Source organism: Streptomyces sp. NPDC006140 (assembly GCF_040628815.1).
In the GTDB taxonomy this organism is placed as follows: domain Bacteria; phylum Actinomycetota; class Actinomycetes; order Streptomycetales; family Streptomycetaceae; genus Streptomyces.
In genome coordinates, this window is sequence record NZ_JBEXTS010000006.1 from 1 (window position 1) to 19,819 (window position 19,819).

A 19,819-nucleotide genomic window follows, 5' to 3' on the forward strand; every position below is an offset into this window, starting at 1 on the left:
GGGGGCAGGTAGACCACGTCGAAGCCCATCGCGGCGATCTCCGGCAGCCGTCGGGCGGCGGTGCGGAACGTGCCGTGGGGCCGCTCGGGAGTGCCTTCGGAGCGGGGGAAGAACTCGTACCAGGAGCCGTACAGCGCCCGCTCGCGCTCCACCAGCAGCGGCAGCGGCTCCGAGGTCGTGACCAGGTCCCGCAGGGGATGCCGGGCCAGGACCGCGTCCACCTCCGGCGTCAACGCCGCCGCCAGCCGGGACGCCGCCGGGCGGTGCTCGTCCCGCAGGGCGTCGACGGCGGCCAGGACCACGTCCCGCAGGCCCTCCTCCACGGGCACGCCCTCGGCCGCCCGCTCGTACAGGCGGGCGCCCTCCTCCAGGACGACGTCCGTGTCCATGCCCGCCGGGATCTTGATCTGGGCGTGGTGGCGCCAGGTGCTGACCGGGTCGCCCCACGCCTCCACCGAGAACGACCACAGGCCGGGCTCCCCGGCGGTGACCCGGGCGCCCCAGCGGTCCGTCCCGGGCGCCAGCTCCCGCATCGGCGTCCACGGGCCGGGACGGCCCTCGGGATCCCTCAGGACGACGTTGGCGGCGACCGCGTCGTGCCCCTCCCGGAACACGGTCGCCGAGATCTCGAAGGTCTCGCCGGTCACGGCCTTGGCCGGCCGGCGCCCGTGCTGGACGACCGGGCGGACATCGAGAACGGGTATCCGCCCTACGGCGGTCGCCCCGCCCACCTGGGGTGGTGGCGGGACCGGTGGACCGGTGTCGGCCGGGCGCACGGGGTGTGCTTCGCCGCCGGAGGCGTGCGCCCCGGTGGTGCGGCGGTTGGGGGGTGCTGGCGATTGGTGCTTGGCGGGCATGACCGCTCCTGTCCGCGTCAACGTGGGTGGGCGGATGTATGTGGGGAGGTGGGTCCTGCTTGGTGCTCCTGAGAGGGGTACCCGGAGGAGCCTTCCCACCCTATTCGGGTGGGCAATCCGGCACTTTGTTAACTACTCACGCGTATGTCGACACACAAGACCGGCCTCGTCCGCGGCGGACGAGGCCGGCCCCTGCGCGTCTTCGCTGCTTCCGCCTACCCCCGCGGCACCCGCAGTAACTTGTCCGGCGAACCGACTCCCCGCCCGGAGACCTTCCCGGTCGCCGCCGACGCGACCAGAGCCCTCGTGACCTGGGCCGGAGTCGCCTTCGGATGGTCGGCCAGATGCAGCGCGGCCGCGCCGGCGGCATGCGGGGACGCCATCGAGGTACCCGAGAACACGGCCCGCGCGGTGTCGCTCGCGGCCGACGCGGAGGCGATGCCGACGCCCGGGGCGAACAGATCGAGCGCCGGACCGTGGTTGGAGAAGGCCGGTTTTGCATCCCCGCGGTCGGTCGCGCCGACCGTGAGCGCCTCCTTGACGCCCCCCGGGGAGTACAGACCGGCCGGCCTGCCGTCGTTGCCCGCGGCGACCGTGTAGGTGACGCCGGAGGCGATGGACGCGCGGACGGCGGCGTCCAGCTGCGCGTTGCGGGGTCCGCTCAGGCTGAGGTTCGCGACCGCCGGCTTCCTCGCGTGCCGGGTCACCCAGTCGATCCCGGCGATCACCCGGGCCGTGGTGCCCGCGCCCGCCGCGTCGAGGACACGCACGGCGACGATCCGCGCCTTCTTGGCGACGCCATACCTCTTCCCGGCGACCGTGGCGGCGACGTGGGTGCCGTGGCCGTTGGCGTCCCCGGCCGTCCGGTCGTTCCCGACGAAGTCCCAGCCGTGGCCGGCCCGGCCGCCGAAGTCCTGGTGGGTGGTCCGGACGCCGGTGTCGAGCACGTACACCGTCACCCCCGCGCCCCCCGCATCGGGCCAGGTGTAGCCGCCGTCCAGGGGCAGCTCCGGCTGGTCGACGCGGTCCAGCCCCCAGGACGGCGGGTTCCGCTGCGTCCGGTCCAGCCGCACCCGGGTGTCCTGGACGACGGAGGCCACCCGCGGGTCGGCGGCGAGCCGCCGGGCCCGTCTCTCGTCGGCCCGGACCGCGTAGCCGTTCAGGACCGTGCCGTAGGTGTGGCTGATCTCCACCCCGTACTTCTCGGCGAGGTCCTTTCCGGCCGCCGACGGTGCCCGGGTGCCCTTCTCCAGTGTCACCAGGTAACTTCCGTGCACCGAGCCGGGTCCTCCGGCGCCGGTTATCCGCCCCTCCGGTACGGCGTGCGCGGGCAGGGTGATGGCCGAAAACGCCACGGCGGAGATCACCGCGGCCAGGCCCCCCGTCCGGCGCAGACGCCGCTGTCGCGTCCGTGCCATGGTCCGAGTTCCCCTCCTCGACTCGGCGTACGGCTGCCGCGCGGTGCCGCGTGCGGCCGGCGCGGGCCGGTACGCCAGGGGCAGCCTCTCGTGGCGGGTGAAGCACCACAAGGACGCCTATGGGGGCGGAATCGGCCAATATCCGCGGACGGTCCTGTTCAGGCCGATCGGGGGCGCCGTGGCGGAGCGTCGGCGGTGGCGGCACCGACGCCGGTACTGTCGTAGGAGACGTCGATGAAGCCCTGCGTCATCCTGCAACGCGCCGAGGTGGAACCCGTGAAGGCGATCCGTCGATTCACCGTCCGACCCGTGCTCCCCGACCCCCTCCGGCCGCTCAGCGATCTGGCCCGCAACCTGCGCTGGTCCTGGCATGCGGAGACCCGTGACCTGTTCCAGTCCGTCGACCCCGGGCGCTGGGCCGCCTCGGGCGGCGACCCGGTCCGGCTGCTGGGCAGCGTGCCGCCCGCGCGGCTCGCCGAGCTGTCCCAGGACCGCCGTTTCCTGCGCCGCCTCGCCGCGGTCGCGGGCGACCTGAACGACTACATGACCGGCGACCGCTGGTACCAGGCCCAGCCCGAGGAACTGCCCGCCGCGATCGCCTACTTCTCACCCGAGTTCGGCATCACGGCCGCCCTGCCGCAGTACTCCGGCGGCCTCGGCATCCTCGCCGGCGACCATCTGAAGGCGGCCAGCGACCTCGGTGTCCCGCTGATCGGCGTGGGCCTGCTCTACCGCCACGGCTACTTCCGCCAGACCCTGTCCCGGGACGGCTGGCAGCAGGAGCACTACCCGGTCCTCGACCCGAACGAGCTGCCCGTCGTGCAGCTGGAGGAGCCCGACGGCACCCCCGCCCAGGTCGCCCTCGCCCTGCCCGGCGGCAAGCAGCTGCACGCCCGGATCTGGCAGGCGCAGGTCGGCCGGGTCCCGCTGCTGATGCTGGACTCGGACGTCGAGGAGAACGACCTCGGCGAGCGCGGCGTGACCGACCGGCTCTACGGCGGCGGCAGCGAGCACCGGCTGCTCCAGGAGATGCTGCTCGGCATAGGAGGGGTCCGGGCGGTACGGACGTACTGCCGGCTGACCGGTCACCCCGAGCCGGAGGTGTTCCACACGAACGAGGGACACGCCGGGTTCCTCGGACTGGAACGCATCGCCGAACTCTGCGCGGAGGGCCTCGACTTCGACTCCGCGCTGGAATCAGTCCGCGCGGGCACGGTCTTCACCACGCACACCCCCGTCCCGGCCGGCATCGACCGCTTCGACCGCGAGCTGGTCGCCCGGCACTTCGGCCCCGACGCCGAGCTGCCCCGCATCGACGTCGAGCGCGTCCTGAGGCTCGGCATGGAGACCTACCCCGGCGGGGAGCCCAACCTGTTCAACATGGCCGTGATGGGCCTGCGCCTGGCCCAGCGCGCCAACGGCGTCTCCCTGCTGCACGGCAACGTCAGCCGCGAGATGTTCTCCGGCCTGTGGCCGGGCTTCGACCCCGACGAGGTGCCGATCACGTCCGTGACGAACGGCGTCCACGCGCCGACCTGGGTCGCCCCCGAGGTGTTCCGGCTCGGCGCCCGGCAGATCGGTGCCCAGCGCGCCGAGGACGCGCTGACCGTCGGCGGCTCGGACCGCTGGGACACGGTGGCGGACATCCCCGACCAGGACATCTGGGAGCTGCGGCGGGGCCTGCGCGAACAGCTCGTCGAGGAGGTGCGCGAGCGGCTGCGGGCCTCCTGGCGGCAGCGCGGCGCGGGTACGGCCGAGCTGGGCTGGATCGACGGCGTGCTCGACCCGGACGTCCTCACCATCGGCTTCGCCCGGCGCGTGCCGTCGTACAAGCGCCTGACGCTGATGCTGCGCGACCGTGACCGGCTGATGGAGCTGCTGCTGCACCCCGAGCGGCCCGTCCAGATCGTCGTCGCGGGCAAGGCGCACCCCGCGGACGACGGCGGCAAGCGGCTGGTGCAGGAGCTGGTGCGGTTCGCGGACGACCCGCGGGTGCGGCACCGGATCGTGTTCCTGCCGGACTACGGCATGGCGATGGCGCAGAAGCTCTACCCCGGCTGCGACATCTGGCTGAACAACCCGCTCCGGCCGCTGGAGGCGTGCGGCACGTCCGGGATGAAGGCGGCGCTCAACGGCTGCCTCAACCTGTCCGTGCTGGACGGCTGGTGGGACGAGTGGTTCCAGCCCGACTTCGGCTGGGCGATCCCCACGGCCGACGGGGTCGGCACCGACCCGGACCACCGCGACGACGTAGAGGCCGCGGCGCTGTACGACCTGCTGGAGCAGCGGGTGACGCCCCGCTTCTACGAGCGCGGGCAGAGCGGGCTGCCCGACCGGTGGATCGAGATGGTCCGCCAGACGCTGAGCCTGCTCGGGCCGAAGGTGCTGGCCGGGCGGATGGTCCGGGAGTACGTCGAGCGGCTCTACGCGCCGGCGGCGCTCGCCCACCGGTCGATGGATCCGGACGCGGCGCGGGATCTCGCGGAGTGGAAGGGCCGGGTGCGGGGGGCCTGGCCGGCCGTCACCGTCGACCATGTGGAGACGTCTGCGTCCGAGACTCTGGCGGAGCTGGGTACGACGCTGGGGCTTCGGGTGCGGGTCGGGCTCGGGGATCTCGGGCCGGACGACGTGGAGGTGCAGGTCGTCTCGGGGCGGGTGGACGAGGAGGACCGGATCGGTGACGCGACGGTTGTTCCCCTGAAGCCGGTGGGCTCCGCCGAGCAGGATGGGCGGTGGGTTTATGAAGGGGCCTTGTCCCTGGATCGCACCGGGCCTTTTGGGTATACGGTGCGGATCCTTCCGGCGCATCGGCTGTTGGCTTCCAGCGCGGAGTTGGGCTTGGTGGCCGGGCCTTCCGAGGAACTGGTAGCGGCTGCGGGGTTGTTGATGCGTTGAGGGTTGGCTGCGGGTGCGTGGGGGCTGGTCGCGCAGTTCCCCGCGCCCCTAGGTACCTGCACCCCCGGGTGTCGCGAGGTTCCGTAGGACGCTGCCGCAGCGTCGCGCGTATGCGTGTTGCAAGCCTCTGGTTGCCGGGCCGCCCGCCCTCGCGTACCACTTGGCTCCCCGGCTGAACGCGTTCACCGTCAGCCAGACCGTGCCGTCGCCCGTGCGGTCGACCACGAAGGACTCCTCGCCGCACTCGGGGTGGCCGGTCAGGGTGCCGTAGGCCCAGCCGGCGCGGCGGGGTTCCTCCACCGTCCAGACCACGCGGCAGGGGGCCTTGATCATGCCGGCGAGGGTGACGGTGACGTCGACGCCGGGGGCGGCGCGGTCCGCACCGGCGTCGATGCCGACGCCCAGGGCCCGGTGCATCTCCCAGGTGAGGACGGCCTCCGACGCCCGGCGGAAGACCTCCTCGCCCTCGCCGAGGCGGGTGCGGACGTTCATGGGATGGAAGCCCGGCGGGCAGAAGCCCTGGTCGCGGGTGGCGCCGACGTCGGCGTAGGTGAAGTCCTGCGGATCCGGATAAGACACGGTCACCAAGAGTAGGGCGGTACCCGGACCCGCCTTCGGTCCGGGTACCGCCCTTGAGCCGTGCTCCGGTCAGCCGACGTTGACGGCCGACCAGGCGGCCGCGACCGCCTTGTACTCGGTGCTGGACGCGCCGTACAGCGCCGAGGCCGCGTTCAGGGTGGCCGTGCGGGCCTGCGCGTACTTGGTCGTCGACGTCATGTACGTCGTCAGCGCCTTGTACCAGATCTGCAGGGCCTTGGTGCGGCCGATGCCGGTGACCGTGGAGCCGTTGGAGGTGGGTGAGTTGTAGGTCACGCCGTTGATCGTCTTCGAGCCGCTGCCCTCCGACAGCAGGTAGAAGAAGTGGTTGGCGGGGCCGGAGGAGTAGTGGACGTCCAGGCTGCCCAGGCCGGCGGACCAGGCGTCGGCGGAGTCGCCGTCCTTGCTGGGCTTGTCCATGTAGCGCAGCGGCGTGCCGTCGCCGTTGATGTCGATCTCCTCGCCGATGAGGTAGTCACCGACGTCGGAGGAGTTGTTGGCGAAGAACTCCGCGCCCGCGCCGAAGATGTCGGAGGTCGCCTCGTTCAGACCGCCGGACTCGCCGCTGTAGTTCAGCTTGGCCGTGGCCGAGGTCAGGCCGTGGCTCATCTCGTGCGCGGCCACGTCGAGCGAGGTCAGCGGGTGGGCGTTGCCCGAGCCGTCGCCGTAGGTCATGCAGAAGCAGCTGTCGGACCAGAAGGCGTTGACGTAGTTGTTGCCGTAGTGGACGCGCGAGTAGGCGGCCTTGCCGTCGTTGCGGATGCCGCTGCGGCCGAAGGTGCTCTTGTAGAAGTCCCAGGTGACCTGGGCGCCGTAGTGGGCGTCGGCGGCGGCGGTCTCCAGGTTGGACGGGCTGCCGGTGCCCCAGACGTCGTCGGCGCCGGAGAAGAGGGTGCCGGTGCCGGAGGTGCCGCGGTTGAGGTTGTACGTCTTGTGGCCGCCGCGCGTGCCGTCCGTCAGGGTGTAGGACGACCCGGACTTCGTGGTGCCGATGGTGACCTTGCCGCTGTAGGTGGTGTTGCCCGTGCCGGTCTCGATGCCCTGGTACTCGTAGAGCTTCTTGCCGGTGGCGGCGTCCGTGATCACGTGCAGCTCGTTCGGCGTGCCGTCCTCCTGGAGGCCGCCGACGACCGTCTCGTAGGCGAGGACGGGCTTGCCGTCGGCCGCCCAGATCACCTTGCGGGGCGTGGCGTTCGCCTCGGTCTTCTCCGAGCCGGCCGCCTTGGCGAGCGTCACGGCCTGCTTCTCCGCCTTGGCGGCGGGCACGGCCGGCTTGAGGGAGGCGACCTTGATCGCGGCCTTCGTGGCTCTGGTGACGCCCTGGGACTCGCCGGACTCCGACTCGTGCACGACGAGGTCGCCGCCGAGGACCGGCAGGCCCGCGTAGGTGCGCTCGTAGCGGGTGTGCACGGTGCCGTCGGCGTCCTTCACGACGTCCCTGACGACCAGCTTCTCCTGTTCGCCGAGGCCTATCGCGTCGGCGGTGGCGGCGGCGTCCGCCTGCTGCTCCTTGATGAGCGCGGTGCGGGCGGGCGCGGTGAGCAGGACGGGGGCGGCGGCGAGCGCCGGCTTGCCCGTGGCGTCGGCGGCGACGCTGCTGCCGGAGGTCAGGCCGGTGGTGAGCAGGGCGCCGGCCGCGACTGCGGTGGCGATGGTCAGGGTGGTGCGCTTGTGACGCGCGTAGCGGGGGGTGGTCACACGAGCTCCTAGATGTGGGGGAACTGCTGTGGTGCTGTGCGGCGGGTGGGGGAAGAGTGGCACTTAGGGCGTGTGCATGTCAGGTGAGTGTGGTGATGTTGGCCGGAAATCGACGATGAGGTGGACATCCGGAGCGTGAAACGGGCGCCGCCCCGGGGGATTCGAACCCGCCGGGGCGACGCCCTGCCGTGGGGGCTACGGGAAGGTGAGCTTCCAGCTGTTGATGTATCCGGTGTCGCGGGCCGCGTTGTCCTGGACCCGCAGCTGCCAGACGCCGTTGGCGGCCTCGGAGGAGGCGTTCACCGTGTAGGTGGTGGCGATGTTGTCCGCGCTGCCGCCGGTGCCGTAGCCCTTGAGCGTGTAGGCCGTGCCGTCGGGGGCGACCAGTTCCACCTTGAGGTCGCCGATGTAGGTGTGGACGATGTCCACGGCGACCTGGAGGTTGGAGGGCGCGTTGCCCGTCCGGCCGGAGACGGTGACCGACGAGGTGACCGCCGCGCCCCGGTCCGGGATCGCCACGTCGGCGGTGTTCTCGAAGGACGTGCCGCCCCCGCCGCCGCCGGAGCGGGCTCCGACGTTCACGCCCGCCCACGCGTCCTGGACCGCCTTGTACTCGGCGCTGTCGGTGCCGTAGAGCTCACCGGTGGCCGCGAGGGTGCCGGTGCGGGCGCCCGCGTAGTTGGTGGTCGAGGTGAACTTGGTGGTCAGCGCGCGGAACCAGATCTTCTCCGCCTTGTCCCGGCCGATGCCGGTGACCGGAAGGCCGTCCGAGGTGGGCGAGTCGTACGTGACACCGTTGATGGTCTTGGTGCCGCTGCCCTCGCTCAGCAGGTAGAAGAAGTGGTTCGCCGGGCCCGAGGAGTAGTGCACGTCGATCGAGCCGATGCCCGAGTACCAGGCGTCCTTGGAGTCGCCGTCCTTGCTGGGCTTGTCCATGTAGCGCAGCGGCGTGCCGTCGCCGTTGATGTCGATCTCCTCGCCGATGAGGTAGTCACCGACGTCGGATGAGTTCTTGGCGTAGAACTCCACGGTCGCGCCGAAGATGTCGGAGGTCGCCTCGTTCAGACCGCCCGACTCGCCGCTGTAGTTGAGGCCCGCCGTGTTGGACGTGAGCCCGTGGGTCATCTCGTGCGCGGCCACGTCGATCGACGTCAGCGGGTTGGCGTTGCCGGAGCCGTCGCCGTAGGTCATGCAGAAGCAGCTGTCCGACCAGAAGGCGTTGACGTAGTTGTTGCCGTAGTGGACCCGGGAGTACGCGCCCACGCCGTCGCCGCGGATGCCGCTGCGCCCGTGCACGTTCTTGTAGTAGTCCCAGGTGAGCGCCGCGCCGTAGTGGGCGTCGGCGGCGGCCGACTCCAGGTTCGACGGACTGCCGTTGCCCCAGACGTCGTCGGGGCCGGAGAAGAGAGTGCCGGTGCCGGAGGTGCCGCGGTTCAGGTTGTACGTCTTGTGGTTGCCGCGGGCGCCGTCCGTGAGGGTGTACGTCGACCCGGACTGGGTGGTGGTGAGGTCGACCGTGCCGGAGTACACCGTGTGGCCGGTGCCGGTCTCGATGGCCTCCCACGCGTACAGCTTCTCGCCCGTGGTGGCGTCGGTGATCACGTGCAGTTCCTGCGGGGTGCCGTCGTGCTGGAAGCCGCCGACGACCGTCTCGTACGCCACGACCGGCTTGCCGCTCGCGGCCCAGATCACCTTGCGGGGCTCGCGGTTGATGCCGGGGCTCTTCGCCTCCTCGGCCTTCCCGGCGGCCAGTGCCTGCTGCCGGGCCTGCGCGGCGGGCACCGCGGTCCTCGTCGTGGCCGGGGCGATGGCGGCGCGGGTGGCCTTCACGACGGCGGCGGTGTCGTCGGCCTTCGTGCTCTCCACGACGAGGTCGCCGCCGAGGACCGGCAGGCCGTCGTAGGTGCGCTCGTAGCGGGTGTGCACGGTGCCGTCCCGGTCCTTCAGGACGTCACGGACGACCAGCTTCTCCTTGGCGCCGAGGCCGAGGTCCTTCGCGGTCCGGGTCTTGGCGGCGTCCGCCTCGCGGATCAGCGCGGCGCGCTGCGCGGGGGTGAGCCGGACCGACTCCGAGCCGGGGTTCGCCTTGCTCGCGGCCTGCGGTGCCTTCTCCGGGGCAGCGGTGGCGGTGCCGCTCTGCACGGCGGCGGCGATCAGCGCGGCGACGCCGGCGAGGGCCACGGCCGCGGTGTGGCGGGGAGTGTGGGGAGTGCGTCTGTGGGAGGTGCCTCTTTCCGAGGAACTGCTTCTCAACACTGACTCCTTCTGCGGGACCGGGGGTCGCCCGGCCTGGGGAGGTGGAGGTGTTGCCGTGGGGTTGCCGTGGAGCAGTCGCGGGAAGCGTGGCAGGGGAGCGCGCTTTCTGTCAGGGGCGCGTCAATACATTGGCCGGAAAAGGTTCGTTGACCGGAAGTTCATGTTCGCTATGCGGACGCGTAAGGAGCGGCTGTCGTAAGGGGCGGCTGTCGTGAGGAGCGGCTGCCGTGAGGTCGGCAGGACCGACCCCACGGCGCGCGGCGGCTACGCCAGGCTGTCCCGCCACGCCCGGTGCAGATCCGCGAACCTGCCCGTGCCGGCGATGAGTCCGGCCGGTTCGCCGTCCTCCACGATCCGTCCGCCCTCCATCACGAGGACGCGGTCCGCGATCTCCACGGTCGACAGCCGGTGCGCGATGACGACCGCCGTACGGCCCCTCAGCACCGTCGCCATCGCCCGCTGCACCGCACGCTCGCCCGGGATGTCCAGCGAGCTGGTCGCCTCGTCGAGGATCAGCACCGCCGGGTCCGCCAGCAACGCGCGGGCGAACGCGACCAGTTGGCGCTGCCCGGCCGAGATGCGGCCGCCCCGCTTGCGGACGTCCGTGTCGTAGCCGTCGGGCAGGGCGGTGATGAAGTCGTGCGCCCCGATCTCCTTCGCCGCCTGCTCTATCTCCGCGCGGGTGGCGTCCGGGCGGCCGATCGCGATGTTGTCGGCGACCGTGCCCGAGAAGAGGAACGCCTCCTGCGTCACCATGACCACCCCGCGCCGCAGCTCCGGCACGGCCAGGTCGCGCAGGTCGACGCCGTCCAGCAGCACCCGGCCGTCGGAGGGGTCGTAGAACCGGGCCAGCAGCTTGGCCAGCGTCGACTTGCCGGCGCCCGTGGAGCCGACGACCGCGACCGTCTGCCCGGCGGGGAGCGTGAGGTCGAAGCGGGGCAGCACCTCGCCGCCGGTGCGGTAGCCGAAGCGGACGCCGTCGAAGACCACCTCGCGGCCCGGGTGCTCGCTCTCGAGCGGCGGGAGCGGCCGGGGGTTCGACGGCTCGGGCACGGACGGGGTCTGGGCGAGCAGCCCGGCGATCTTCTCCAGCGAGGCCGCCGCCGACTGGTAGGAGTTGAGGAACATCCCGAGCCGGTCGATGGGGTCGTACAGCCGCCGCAGGTACAGCACCGCCGCCGCCAGCACGCCGAGGGCCAGCGTGCCGTCCGCGACCCGGTAGGCGCCCCACAGCACGATCGCCGCGACCGCCGTGTTGGCGACCAGCCGCGAGCCGGTGACGTAGCGGGCCATCTCCAGCAGGGCGTCGCCGTTGGTCCGTTCGTGCCGCCGGTTCAGCGCCCCGAAGTCGGCGTCGTTGGCGGCCTCGCGGCGGAAGGCGCGCACCGGGCGGATGCCGTTCATGGTCTCGACGAACTTGACGATGACGGCCGCGATCGCGGTGGACCGCGCCCGGTACACCCGCCCGGCCCGCCGCTGGTACAGCCGCACCAGCGCGTAGAGCGGCACCAGGGACGCCACCGCCACGCCCCCGAGGCCCAGGTCGAGCCAGAGCAGCATCGCCGAGATGTAGACGAAGGACAGGACGACCGTCACGAGCTCCTGGAGGCCCTCGTCCAGCAGTTCGCGCAGCGACTCCACGTCCGTCGTGGAGCGGGAGATGAGCCGGCCCGAGGTGTAGCGCTCGTGGAAGTCGACGCTCAGCGCCTGCGCGTGGCGGAAGATCCGGCCGCGCAGGTCCAGCAGCACGTCCTGGTTGACCCGGGCCGCGGCGGCGATGAACGCCCACTGCAGTCCGCCCGCGGCCAGCGCGCACCCCAGGTAGCCGGCGCCGACCGCGATCAGCGGCCCGTGGTCGTGCGCCCGGAACGCCGGCACGGCACGGTCGATGGCGTAGGCGACGAGCAGCGGGCCCGCCTGCACCACCGCCTGCTGGAGCAGCAGCAGGAGCGTCGTGACCGTGACGCGGGCCTTCAGGGGCGCGAGCAGGGAGCGCAGCAGGGCGGCGGTGGCGCCCGGGGGAGTGGGCAGGACGTCCTTGTCGAAGGGATCACCCGTGTCGCCGGTGTCGGCGGTGCCGGGGGGCCGGTCGCCGGGTTTGTCGCCGGCCGGTGCGGTGGTGGTGGCCGCCGTCATCGTGCGTCCTCCTGTTCCCCTGACCCCGGCGATGCCCCGGACATCAGGTGCGCGTACTCGGCGTTCGTCCGCAGCAGTTCCTGGTGGGTGCCGACCGCGGCGATCCGGCCGCCGGACAGCAGCGCGACCCGGTCGGCGAGCAGCACCGTGGACGGGCGGTGCGCCACGATCAGGGCCGTCGTGTCCGCGAGGACCTGCCGCAGGGCGGCCTCCACGGCGGCCTCGGTGTGCACGTCCAGGGCCGACAGCGGATCGTCCAGGACGAGGAACTCCGGCTGTCCGACCACGGCCCGCGCGAGTGCGAGGCGCTGCCGCTGCCCGCCGGAGAGGCTGAGGCCCTGCTCGCCCACCCGGGTGTCCGTCCCCTGCGGCAGCCCGTGCGCGAAGTCGGCCTGGGCGACGGCCAGGGCGCGCTCCAGCTCGGCCGGACCGGCGCTGTCGCCGGCGCCCATGAGAACGTTGTCGCCGACGGACGCCGAGAAGAGCGTGGGTTCCTCGAACGCGACGGCGACCTTGGCGCGGAGCGCCTCACGGGACAGGGCGGTGATGTCGACGCCGTCGAGCGTGATACGGCCCGAAGTCACCTCGTACAGACGGGGGATGAGCGCCGTCAGGGTGGTCTTGCCGCTGCCGGTCGCGCCGACCAGGGCCATGGATTCGCCCGGGCGGATGTGCAGGTCGATGTCCCGGAGCACGGGCGGGGTGCCGGGCGGGGCGTCCGGGTAGCGGAAGGTGACGCCGTCGAGGCGAAGTCCCTTCTCCTCCTGGGGAGTCGGGGCGGAAATCGGGGCGGTCGCCGCCTCCTCGGGCTCCTCGTCCATCACCTCGAAGTACCGCTCCGTCGCCGTCGCCGCCTCCTGGCTCATCGCCAGCAGGAACCCGATCGACTCCACGGGCCAGCGCAGCGCCAGCGCCGTCGACAGGAACGCCACCAGCGTGCCCGCCGACAGCGCCCCGTCGGCCACCTGGACGACCCCCACCACCAGCGCCGCCCCGATCGCCACCTCCGGCAGCGTGACGATGACGCCCCAGATCGTCGCCAGCAGCCGCGCCTTGCGCAGTTCCGTGCCGCGCAGCTTGCGCGACAGCTCCCGGAACGCCCGCGCCTGACTCCGGTGGCGGCCGAAGCCCTTGATGATGCGGACGCCGAGCACGCTCTCCTCGACGACCGTCGTCAGGTCGCCGACCTGGTCCTGGGCGCGGCGCGCCGCCGCGGCGTAGCGCCTCTCGAAGACCAGGCAGGTGACCATGACGGGCACGGCGGGTCCGAGGATGACCAGCCCCAGCGTCCAGTCCTGCAGCAGCATGATGACCACGCCGACGACGATCGTCACCCCGTTGACCAGCAGGAACGTCAGCGGGAAGGCGAGGAACATGCGCAGCAGCATCAGGTCCGTCGTCCCCCGGGACAGCAACTGCCCCGAGGCCCACCGGTCGTGGAAGGACACCGGCAGCCGCTGGAGGTGGCGGTACAGGGCCGCCCGCATCGACGCCTCGACGTGCGACAGCGGACGGGCCACCAGCCAGCGCCTGAGGCCGAACAGCAGGGCCTCCGCGAAGCCGAGCAGCAGCAGGTACAGCGCGCCGAGCCACACCCCGGCCGGGTCCCGGTCGGCGACCGGTCCGTCCACCATCCACTTCAGGACGAGCGGGATCACCAGGCCCGTGCAGGAGGCCAGTATCGCCACGAACGCGGCGGTGAACAGCCGCGCCCGCACGGGCCGCACGTACGGCCACAGGCGCAGCAGCGTGCGCACGACGGAACGGTCCTGGGCGGGGGCGGGTGTCGTGGCCATCAGCAGCGAGCCTACGGATCGCCACTGACACTGCCCACCGAGTTTCCGCCGGACCCGGGTCGGGCGCCGGTCCTGCGACCTGCGTGTTCGAGGGGCCGCACGGCGGTGCCCGCCCAGTCGCGCGGCCGCGCCCGCCGAGTCGTATCGCCGCATCAACCGATCGGCTGATGCCCGTTCGAGCGCGACGGCCGATGTGCGCCGCCCCGCCCCGCCGCGATCCTCGTCGTATGCCGACCGCACCTGTCATCGAAGTCACCGAGTTGCACAAGAGCTACGCGGGCCGTCCCGCCGTCGACGGTGTCTCCTTCGCCGTGGAGGAGGGGGAGATCTTCGGGATCCTCGGGCCGAACGGTGCCGGGAAGACCACCACCGTGGAGTGTGTCGAGGGGCTGCGCGTACCGGACTCCGGACGCGTCCGCGTCACCGGCCTCGACCCCCTCGCCGACCACGAGCGGGTCGCCCGGGTGCTGGGGGCCCAGCTCCAGGAGAGCCGGCTTCAGCCCAAGCTCACCGTGCGGGAGGCGCTGGAGCTGTACGCCGCGTTCTATCCGCGCCCCGCCGACTGGCGTCCGCTGGCCGAACGCCTCGGCCTGGAGCAGAAGCTGACCACCCGTTTCGCCAAGCTCTCCGGCGGCCAGAAGCAGCGCCTGTTCATCGCGCTCGCCCTGATCGGCGACCCCCGGATCGTCGTCCTCGACGAACTCACCACCGGCCTCGATCCGCGGGCCCGCCGCGACACCTGGCAGCTCGTCGAGGACGTCCGCGCGCGGGGCGTCACCGTCCTGCTCGTCACGCACTTCATGGAGGAGGCGCAGCGGCTGTGCGACCGGATCGCGGTGATCGACCAGGGCCGGGTGGCCGCCCTGGACACCCCGGCCGGGCTGATCCGCCGCTCGGCGGGCGCCACCGTCATCAGCTTCACCCCGTCCGCGCCCCTGGACGACGGTGAGCTGAACGAACTCCCCGCCCTGGCCGGGATCGAGAACAAGGACGGCCGGATCACGCTGTCCGGCACGGACGACACCGTCGACGCCGTGCTGTCCCTGCTCGCCCGTCGCCACATCACCGCCCACCAACTCCGCGTCACCGACGCCACGCTGGACGACGCGTTCCTGGACCTGACGGAGGCCTCCGCATGAGCACCGCCCTGATCGACCCCGCTGTGCTGCGCAGCGAGTTCCGGCTCTTCCGCCGGGAACCGGGCAGTCTCTTCTGGATCCTGCTCTTCCCCAGCCTGCTCCTGGGCATCCTCGGCGCCGTGCCGTCGTACCGCGAGGCGCAGGACGGGCTCGGCGGGCTGCGGACCGTCGACGTCTACGTGCCCGTGAGCGTCCTGATCGCCCTGATCATGGCCGGGGTGCAGGCGCTGCCGCCGACCCTCACCGGCTACCGGGAGAACGGCATCCTGCGCCGGCTGTCCACCACCCCGGTCCGGCCCGCGTCCCTGCTGGCCGCCCAGATGCTGGTGAACGGCCTGGCCGCCGTGGCCTCCGCGCTGCTCGCACTCGCGGTCGGCCGGCTCGCGTACGACGTACGGCTGCCCCAGCAGCCCGCCGGATACCTGGTCGCGCTGCTCCTCGCGGTGCTCGCCGCCCTCTCCCTGGGAGCGGTCATCTCGGCCCGGGCCCGCACGACGAGGATCGCGACGGCCATCGGGACCGCCGTGTTCTTCCCGATGATGTTCTGCGCCGGGGTGTGGATGCCGGTGCAGGCCATGCCGGACCTGCTGGCCCGCGTCGTCCAGTGCACCCCGTTCGGGGCCGCCGCGCGGGCCCTGGACCAGGCCGCCGCGGGCGACTGGCCGGGCTGGGGGCACCTGGCCGTGCTGGCGGCGTGGACGGCGGTGCTCTCGGTGTCGGCCGCCCGCTGGTTCCGCTGGGAATGACCGGAGCCGGGGGAGGGGGGCCGGGCCGTGGCCGACACTGAGGGCATGACGGACGTGGCGGGTGTCGAGCAGCGGTGGGCGGCGTACTTCCGCTGGGGACCGTACGGGATGCTCGGGGCCGGCACGCTGCTCAGCGTGGCCTCGGCCGACGCGGTCGACATGAGCACGGCGGAGCAGTACGCCTCCGTCGCCCTGGTCGGCGCCGCGGTGGTCCTCCAGCTGTGGTGGGGGCGCTGGTCCCGCGGCCGGCCCCTGGCCCCGTCGGTGCCGGGCGCCTGCTACTACTTCGTGCGCTGGGCGCTGGGCTTCGCGCTCAGCTGGTGCAACCCGTTCTTCGCGTTCTACGCCGCCGCCGGATTCATCGGCGCCGAGCGGCTGCTGCGGGGGCGCGCCCTCAAACTCGGCCTGGTGGCCACCGCGGTGACCATCGCGGGCTCCCAGTCCGGCGGCATGCCCCTGCACGGACCGCTGGACTGGGCGGTGTTCGGCGGACTGCTCTGCGTCCACGTCACGCTGATCGCCGTCTTCGGCCAGCTGACCGCGCGAGAGGAGGAACGCACCCGCATCCAGACCGCCACCATCGCCGAACTGGAGCGCACCAACGCGGCGTTGCAGCAGGCCCTCGACGAGAACGCCGCCCTGCACGCCCAGCTCCTGGTGCAGGCGCGGGAGGCCGGGGTCGCCGACGAACGCCGGCGGCTGGCCGCCGAGATCCACGACACCATCGCCCAGGGGCTGGCCGGCATCATCGCCCAGCTCCAGGTCGTCGCGAACACCCCCGACCCCGGCCTGGCCCGCGAGCACGTGTCCCGCGCGACCGACCTGGCCCGGCACAGCCTCGGCGAGGCCCGCCGGTCCGTGCACAACCTCGCCCCCGTGGCACTGGCCGACGCCGGACTGCCGGAAGCCCTGAAGAAGACGGTCGGCGAGTGGGGTGAACGAACGGGCGTGCGCGCCGAGTTCACGGTCACCGGTACCGCCGAGCAACTCCACGAGGAGGTCGCGGCAACGCTCCTGCGGATCGTCCAGGAGGCCCTCTCCAACACGGCCCGGCACGCGGCCGCCACCCGGGCCGGGGTCACCCTGTCCTTCGTCGGCGAGGACGTCATCCTCGACATCCGCGACGACGGCCGCGGCTTCGACCGGGCCGCCGTCGGGGAGCGCACCAGCACCGGCGGTTTCGGCCTGCCCGGCATGAGCGCCCGCGCCGAACGCATCGCCGGATCCCTCACGGTCGAGTCCGAGCCGGGCCACGGTACGGCGGTCTCCGCTCGCGTACCGTTGGTCCGCCATGACTGACGACGCCGCCATCACTCTGCTCATCGTCGACGACCACCCCGTCGTCCGGGACGGACTGCGCGGCATGTTCGAGTCCACGCCGGGCTTCACGGTCCTCGGGGAGGCGGCGAACGGCGTCGAGGCGGTCGCGCTCGCCGCCGGCCTGGACCCGGACGTGATCCTCATGGACCTGCGCATGCCGGGCGGCGGGGGTGTGGACGCCATCCGCGAACTGACCCGCACCGGCGCCCGCGCCAAGGTCCTCGTCCTGACCACCTACGACACCGACTCCGACACCCTCCCCGCGATCGAGGCGGGCGCGACGGGCTACCTCCTCAAGGACGCCCCGCGCGAGGAGCTCTGCACGGCGGTCCGGGCGGCGTCGGAAGGCCGCACGGTCCTCTCCCCGGCGGTGGCCTCCCGCCTGGTCTCCGCGGTCCGCACGCCGAAGGCTCCCGGCAGGGAGCCGCTCTCCGCACGGGAGCGCGAGGTCCTGGCCCTGGTCGCGAGGGGCACCTCCAACCGCGAGATCGCCCGGGAACTGTTCATCAGCGAGGCGACCGTGAAGACCCACCTCACCCACCTGTACGCCAAGCTCGGCGTCAAGGACCGCGCGGCAGCGGTCGCGACGGCATACGACCGGGGGATCCTCGGCCCGCCCCCGGGGCGTTCGGGCTGGGGGGACACCACTTAGCCCGCCACCCGCAGCAGCAGCACCGCCCGCGCCGGCACCGTGATCTCCGTCCCCGCCCGGTGCGCCACCCCCGGCGCCTCCCCCTGTTCCTCCAGGCCGGTGTCGACGACGACCTCGTACCGCTCCGCCCACGGCGGCCCGGGCAGGACGAAGCTCACCGGCTCCTCGCCCGCGTGCAGCACGGCCAGGAAGCTGTCGTCGAGGATCTGGTCGCCGCGCTCGTCCCGGCCCGGGATGTCCCGTCCGGACAGGTACATGGCCAGCGTGGCGGCGGGCGCGTACCAGTCCTGCTCGGTCATCTCCGTGCCCCGGGACGTGAACCAGGCCAGGTCGCGCAGGCCGTCCGCGGTCTGGGCCCGGCCGGAGAAGAAGGCCCGGCGGCGGAGCACCGGGTGCCGGTGGCGCAGCGCGATCAGCCGGGAGGTCAGCTCGAACAGGGCCCGCCAGCCGGGGTCCGCCAGCAGGTCCCAGTCCAGCCAGCTGATCTCGTTGTCCTGGCAGTAGGCGTTGTTGTTGCCGCCCTGCGTGCGGCCCAGCTCGTCGCCCGCGACCAGCATGGGCACGCCCGTGGACAGCAGCAGCGTGGTCAGCAGGTTCCGCAGCTGCCGGCGCCGCAGGGCGAGCACGCCCTCGTCGTCCGTCTCGCCCTCGGCCCCGCAGTTCCAGGCCCGGTTGTCGTCCGTGCCGTCCCGGTTGCCCTCGCCGTTGGCCTCGTTGTGCTTACGCTCGTACGACACCAGGTCGCGCAGGGTGAAACCGTCGTGCGCGGTGATGAAGTTGACCGAGGCGTAGGGCCTGCGGCCGCCCCAGGCGTACAGATCGCTGGAGCCGGACAGGCGGTAGCCCATCTCGCGCACGTCCGGCAGCGCGTGCCGCCAGAAGTCCCGGACGGCGTTGCGGTACCGGTCGTTCCACTCCGTCCACAGCGGCGGGAACGCCCCCACCTGGTAGCCGCCCGACCCCACGTCCCACGGTTCGGCGATCAGCTTCACCCGCCGCAGCACCGGGTCCTGGGCGATCACCGCCAGGAACGGGGAGAGCATGTCGACGTCGTGCATGGAGCGGGCCAGCGCCGCCGCCAGGTCGAAGCGGAAGCCGTCCACGCCCATCTCCGTCACCCAGTAGCGCAGCGAGTCGGTGATCAGGCGCAGCACCTGCGGCTGGACCACGTGCAGGGTGTTGCCGCAGCCGGTGTAGTCGGCGTAGCGGCGGGGGTCGTCCTGGAGGCGGTAGTAGCCGCGGTTGTCGATGCCCTTCAGGGACAGCGTCGGGCCCAGCTCGCCCGCCTCGGCGGTGTGGTTGTAGACCACGTCGAGGATGACCTCGATCCCCGCCGCGTGCAGGGCGCGCACCATCCGCTTGAACTCGCCGACCTGCTGCCCGGTCGTACCGGAGGCCGCGTAGGCCGCGTGCGGGGCGAAGTAGCCGATGGAGTTGTAGCCCCAGTAGTTCCGCAGGCCTCTGCGCAGCAGGTGGTCCTCGTGCGCGAACTGGTGCACCGGCAGCAGCTCCACCGCCGTCACGCCCAGCTTCACCAGGTGCTCTATGGCCGCCGGGTGGGCGAGGCCGGCGTAGGTGCCGCGCAGCTCCTCGGGGATGCCCGGGTGCCGCTGGGTGAAGCCCTTGACGTGCAGCTCGTAGATGACCGAGTCCGCCCAGGGCGTCTTCGGCCGGCGGTCGTCGGCCCAGTCGTCGTCATCGTGGACGACGACGCCCTTCGGGACGTACGGCGCCGAGTCCCGGTCGTCGCGCACGGTGTCGGCGACGTGCTGCTGCGGCCAGTCGCGGACGTGCCCGTACACCTCCGGCGGCAGCGTGAAGTCGCCGTCCACGGCACGCGCGTACGGGTCGAGGAGCAGCTTCGCCGGGTTCCAGCGGGCGCCCGTCCAGGGGTCCCAGCGGCCGTGCACCCGGTAGCCGTAGCGCTGCCCGGGCAGCACGCCCGGGACGAAGCCGTGCCAGATCTCGTGGGTCAGCTCGGCGAGCCGGACCCGTGACTCCTTGCCCGCCTCGTCGAAGAGGCACAGCTCGACGCCCTCGGCCCCGCCCGCCCACAACGCGAAATTGGTCCCGGCCACCCCGTCCGGACCGACCCGGAACCGGGCGCCCAGCGGGGTCGGCGCGCCCGGCCGGGCGGGCACCGTGGGCGGCGGCGCGGCCCGCCGTAGGCCGTTCACGGCGGCGGCCTGGCGCCCGTTCCCGGTGGCCTGAGGACCGGCCACCGCCTCCTGCTCGGCTGCGCTGGACACCTGTCAGCCTCCCGCGGCTCGTGGGACGACGGGGGACAGAGGGGTGCGGCCCTGCTGCGC

Annotated in this window: 13 protein-coding genes; 5 read left to right on the forward strand and 8 right to left on the reverse strand. The window is 72.6% G+C overall.

Annotation, left to right across the window (positions count from 1 at the left end):
- On the reverse strand, window positions 1-857 hold an 857-nt coding region (locus tag ABZ386_RS17520), incomplete at its 3' end, for a maltotransferase domain-containing protein (RefSeq protein ID WP_358965027.1).
- 215 nt (window positions 858-1,072) lie between these two features.
- Window positions 1,073-2,275, reverse strand: a complete 1,203-nt coding sequence (locus ABZ386_RS17525; RefSeq protein ID WP_358965028.1) for a S8 family peptidase — start codon at window positions 2,273-2,275, stop codon at window positions 1,073-1,075.
- A gap of 276 nt (window positions 2,276-2,551) precedes the next feature.
- On the opposite strand from ABZ386_RS17525, the gene ABZ386_RS17530 reads away from it, so the two are divergent.
- On the forward strand, window positions 2,552-5,170 hold the full coding sequence (locus tag ABZ386_RS17530; RefSeq protein ID WP_358965285.1) for a glycosyltransferase family 1 protein: 2,619 nt from the start codon (window positions 2,552-2,554) through the stop codon (window positions 5,168-5,170).
- A 48-nt stretch (window positions 5,171-5,218) separates the two neighbouring features.
- On the opposite strand, the gene ABZ386_RS17535 is transcribed toward ABZ386_RS17530, so the two are convergent.
- The 5 genes from ABZ386_RS17535 to ABZ386_RS17555 all read right to left on the reverse strand — a co-directional run bounded on the left by ABZ386_RS17535 (window position 5,219) and on the right by ABZ386_RS17555 (window position 13,653).
- Window positions 5,219-5,755: a DUF1990 domain-containing protein gene (locus tag ABZ386_RS17535; protein WP_355716300.1), complete on the reverse strand. Its 537-nt coding sequence runs from the start codon at window positions 5,753-5,755 to the stop codon at window positions 5,219-5,221.
- 63 nt (window positions 5,756-5,818) lie between these two features.
- Window positions 5,819-7,465, reverse strand: a complete 1,647-nt coding sequence (locus ABZ386_RS17540) for a M4 family metallopeptidase (RefSeq protein ID WP_356668729.1) — start codon at window positions 7,463-7,465, stop codon at window positions 5,819-5,821.
- Window positions 7,466-7,660: 195 nt separating this feature from the next.
- Window positions 7,661-9,718 (reverse strand): M4 family metallopeptidase, encoded by a 2,058-nt coding sequence (locus ABZ386_RS17545; RefSeq protein ID WP_358965029.1) that lies wholly within the window; start codon window positions 9,716-9,718, stop codon window positions 7,661-7,663.
- 267 nt (window positions 9,719-9,985) lie between these two features.
- Window positions 9,986-11,857, reverse strand: coding sequence for an ABC transporter ATP-binding protein (locus ABZ386_RS17550; RefSeq protein ID WP_358965030.1), 1,872 nt, complete (start codon window positions 11,855-11,857; stop codon window positions 9,986-9,988).
- Entirely contained in the window at window positions 11,854-13,653 is a 1,800-nt protein-coding gene (locus ABZ386_RS17555; RefSeq protein ID WP_358965031.1) for an ABC transporter ATP-binding protein, read from the reverse strand. Before ABZ386_RS17555 ends, ABZ386_RS17550 begins: the two co-directional genes overlap by 4 nt.
- A 227-nt stretch (window positions 13,654-13,880) precedes the next feature.
- On the opposite strand from ABZ386_RS17555, the gene ABZ386_RS17560 reads away from it, so the two are divergent.
- Genes ABZ386_RS17560 through ABZ386_RS17575 form a run of 4 tightly spaced genes read left to right on the forward strand, consistent with a single transcriptional unit; the run spans window position 13,881 to window position 17,510 of the window.
- Window positions 13,881-14,792 (forward strand): ABC transporter ATP-binding protein, encoded by a 912-nt coding sequence (locus ABZ386_RS17560; RefSeq protein ID WP_358965032.1) that lies wholly within the window; start codon window positions 13,881-13,883, stop codon window positions 14,790-14,792.
- Window positions 14,789-15,538: an ABC transporter permease gene (locus ABZ386_RS17565; RefSeq protein ID WP_358965033.1), complete on the forward strand. Its 750-nt coding sequence runs from the start codon at window positions 14,789-14,791 to the stop codon at window positions 15,536-15,538. The genes ABZ386_RS17560 and ABZ386_RS17565 overlap by 4 nt, the downstream gene beginning before the upstream one ends.
- Window positions 15,539-15,583: 45 nt before the next feature.
- Complete coding sequence (locus ABZ386_RS17570; RefSeq protein ID WP_355716334.1) at window positions 15,584-16,837, forward strand: sensor histidine kinase; 1,254 nt, start codon at window positions 15,584-15,586, stop codon at window positions 16,835-16,837.
- Entirely contained in the window at window positions 16,830-17,510 is a 681-nt protein-coding gene (locus ABZ386_RS17575; protein ID WP_351340878.1) for a response regulator transcription factor, read from the forward strand. The genes ABZ386_RS17570 and ABZ386_RS17575 overlap by 8 nt, the downstream gene beginning before the upstream one ends.
- Here ABZ386_RS17575 and glgX read toward each other — a convergent pair.
- Window positions 17,507-19,759 (reverse strand): glycogen debranching protein GlgX, encoded by a 2,253-nt coding sequence (gene glgX, locus ABZ386_RS17580; RefSeq protein WP_358965034.1) that lies wholly within the window; start codon window positions 19,757-19,759, stop codon window positions 17,507-17,509. The two genes, ABZ386_RS17575 and glgX, sit on opposite strands and share 4 nt — an antisense overlap.
- Between the last annotated feature and the right edge of the window lie 60 nt (window positions 19,760-19,819).

Coding starts and splice junctions, on each gene's coding strand:
- ABZ386_RS17525 (WP_358965028.1), bottom strand. CDS start 2,275: ATGGCACGGACGCGACAGCGGCGTCTGCGCCGGACGGGGGGCCTGGCC.
- ABZ386_RS17550 (WP_358965030.1), bottom strand. CDS start 11,857: ATGACGGCGGCCACCACCACCGCACCGGCCGGCGACAAACCCGGCGAC.
- ABZ386_RS17555 (WP_358965031.1), bottom strand. CDS start 13,653: ATGGCCACGACACCCGCCCCCGCCCAGGACCGTTCCGTCGTGCGCACG.
- ABZ386_RS17560 (WP_358965032.1), top strand. CDS start 13,881: ATGCCGACCGCACCTGTCATCGAAGTCACCGAGTTGCACAAGAGCTAC.
- ABZ386_RS17565 (WP_358965033.1), top strand. CDS start 14,789: ATGAGCACCGCCCTGATCGACCCCGCTGTGCTGCGCAGCGAGTTCCGG.
- ABZ386_RS17570 (WP_355716334.1), top strand. CDS start 15,584: ATGACGGACGTGGCGGGTGTCGAGCAGCGGTGGGCGGCGTACTTCCGC.
- ABZ386_RS17575 (WP_351340878.1), top strand. CDS start 16,830: ATGACTGACGACGCCGCCATCACTCTGCTCATCGTCGACGACCACCCC.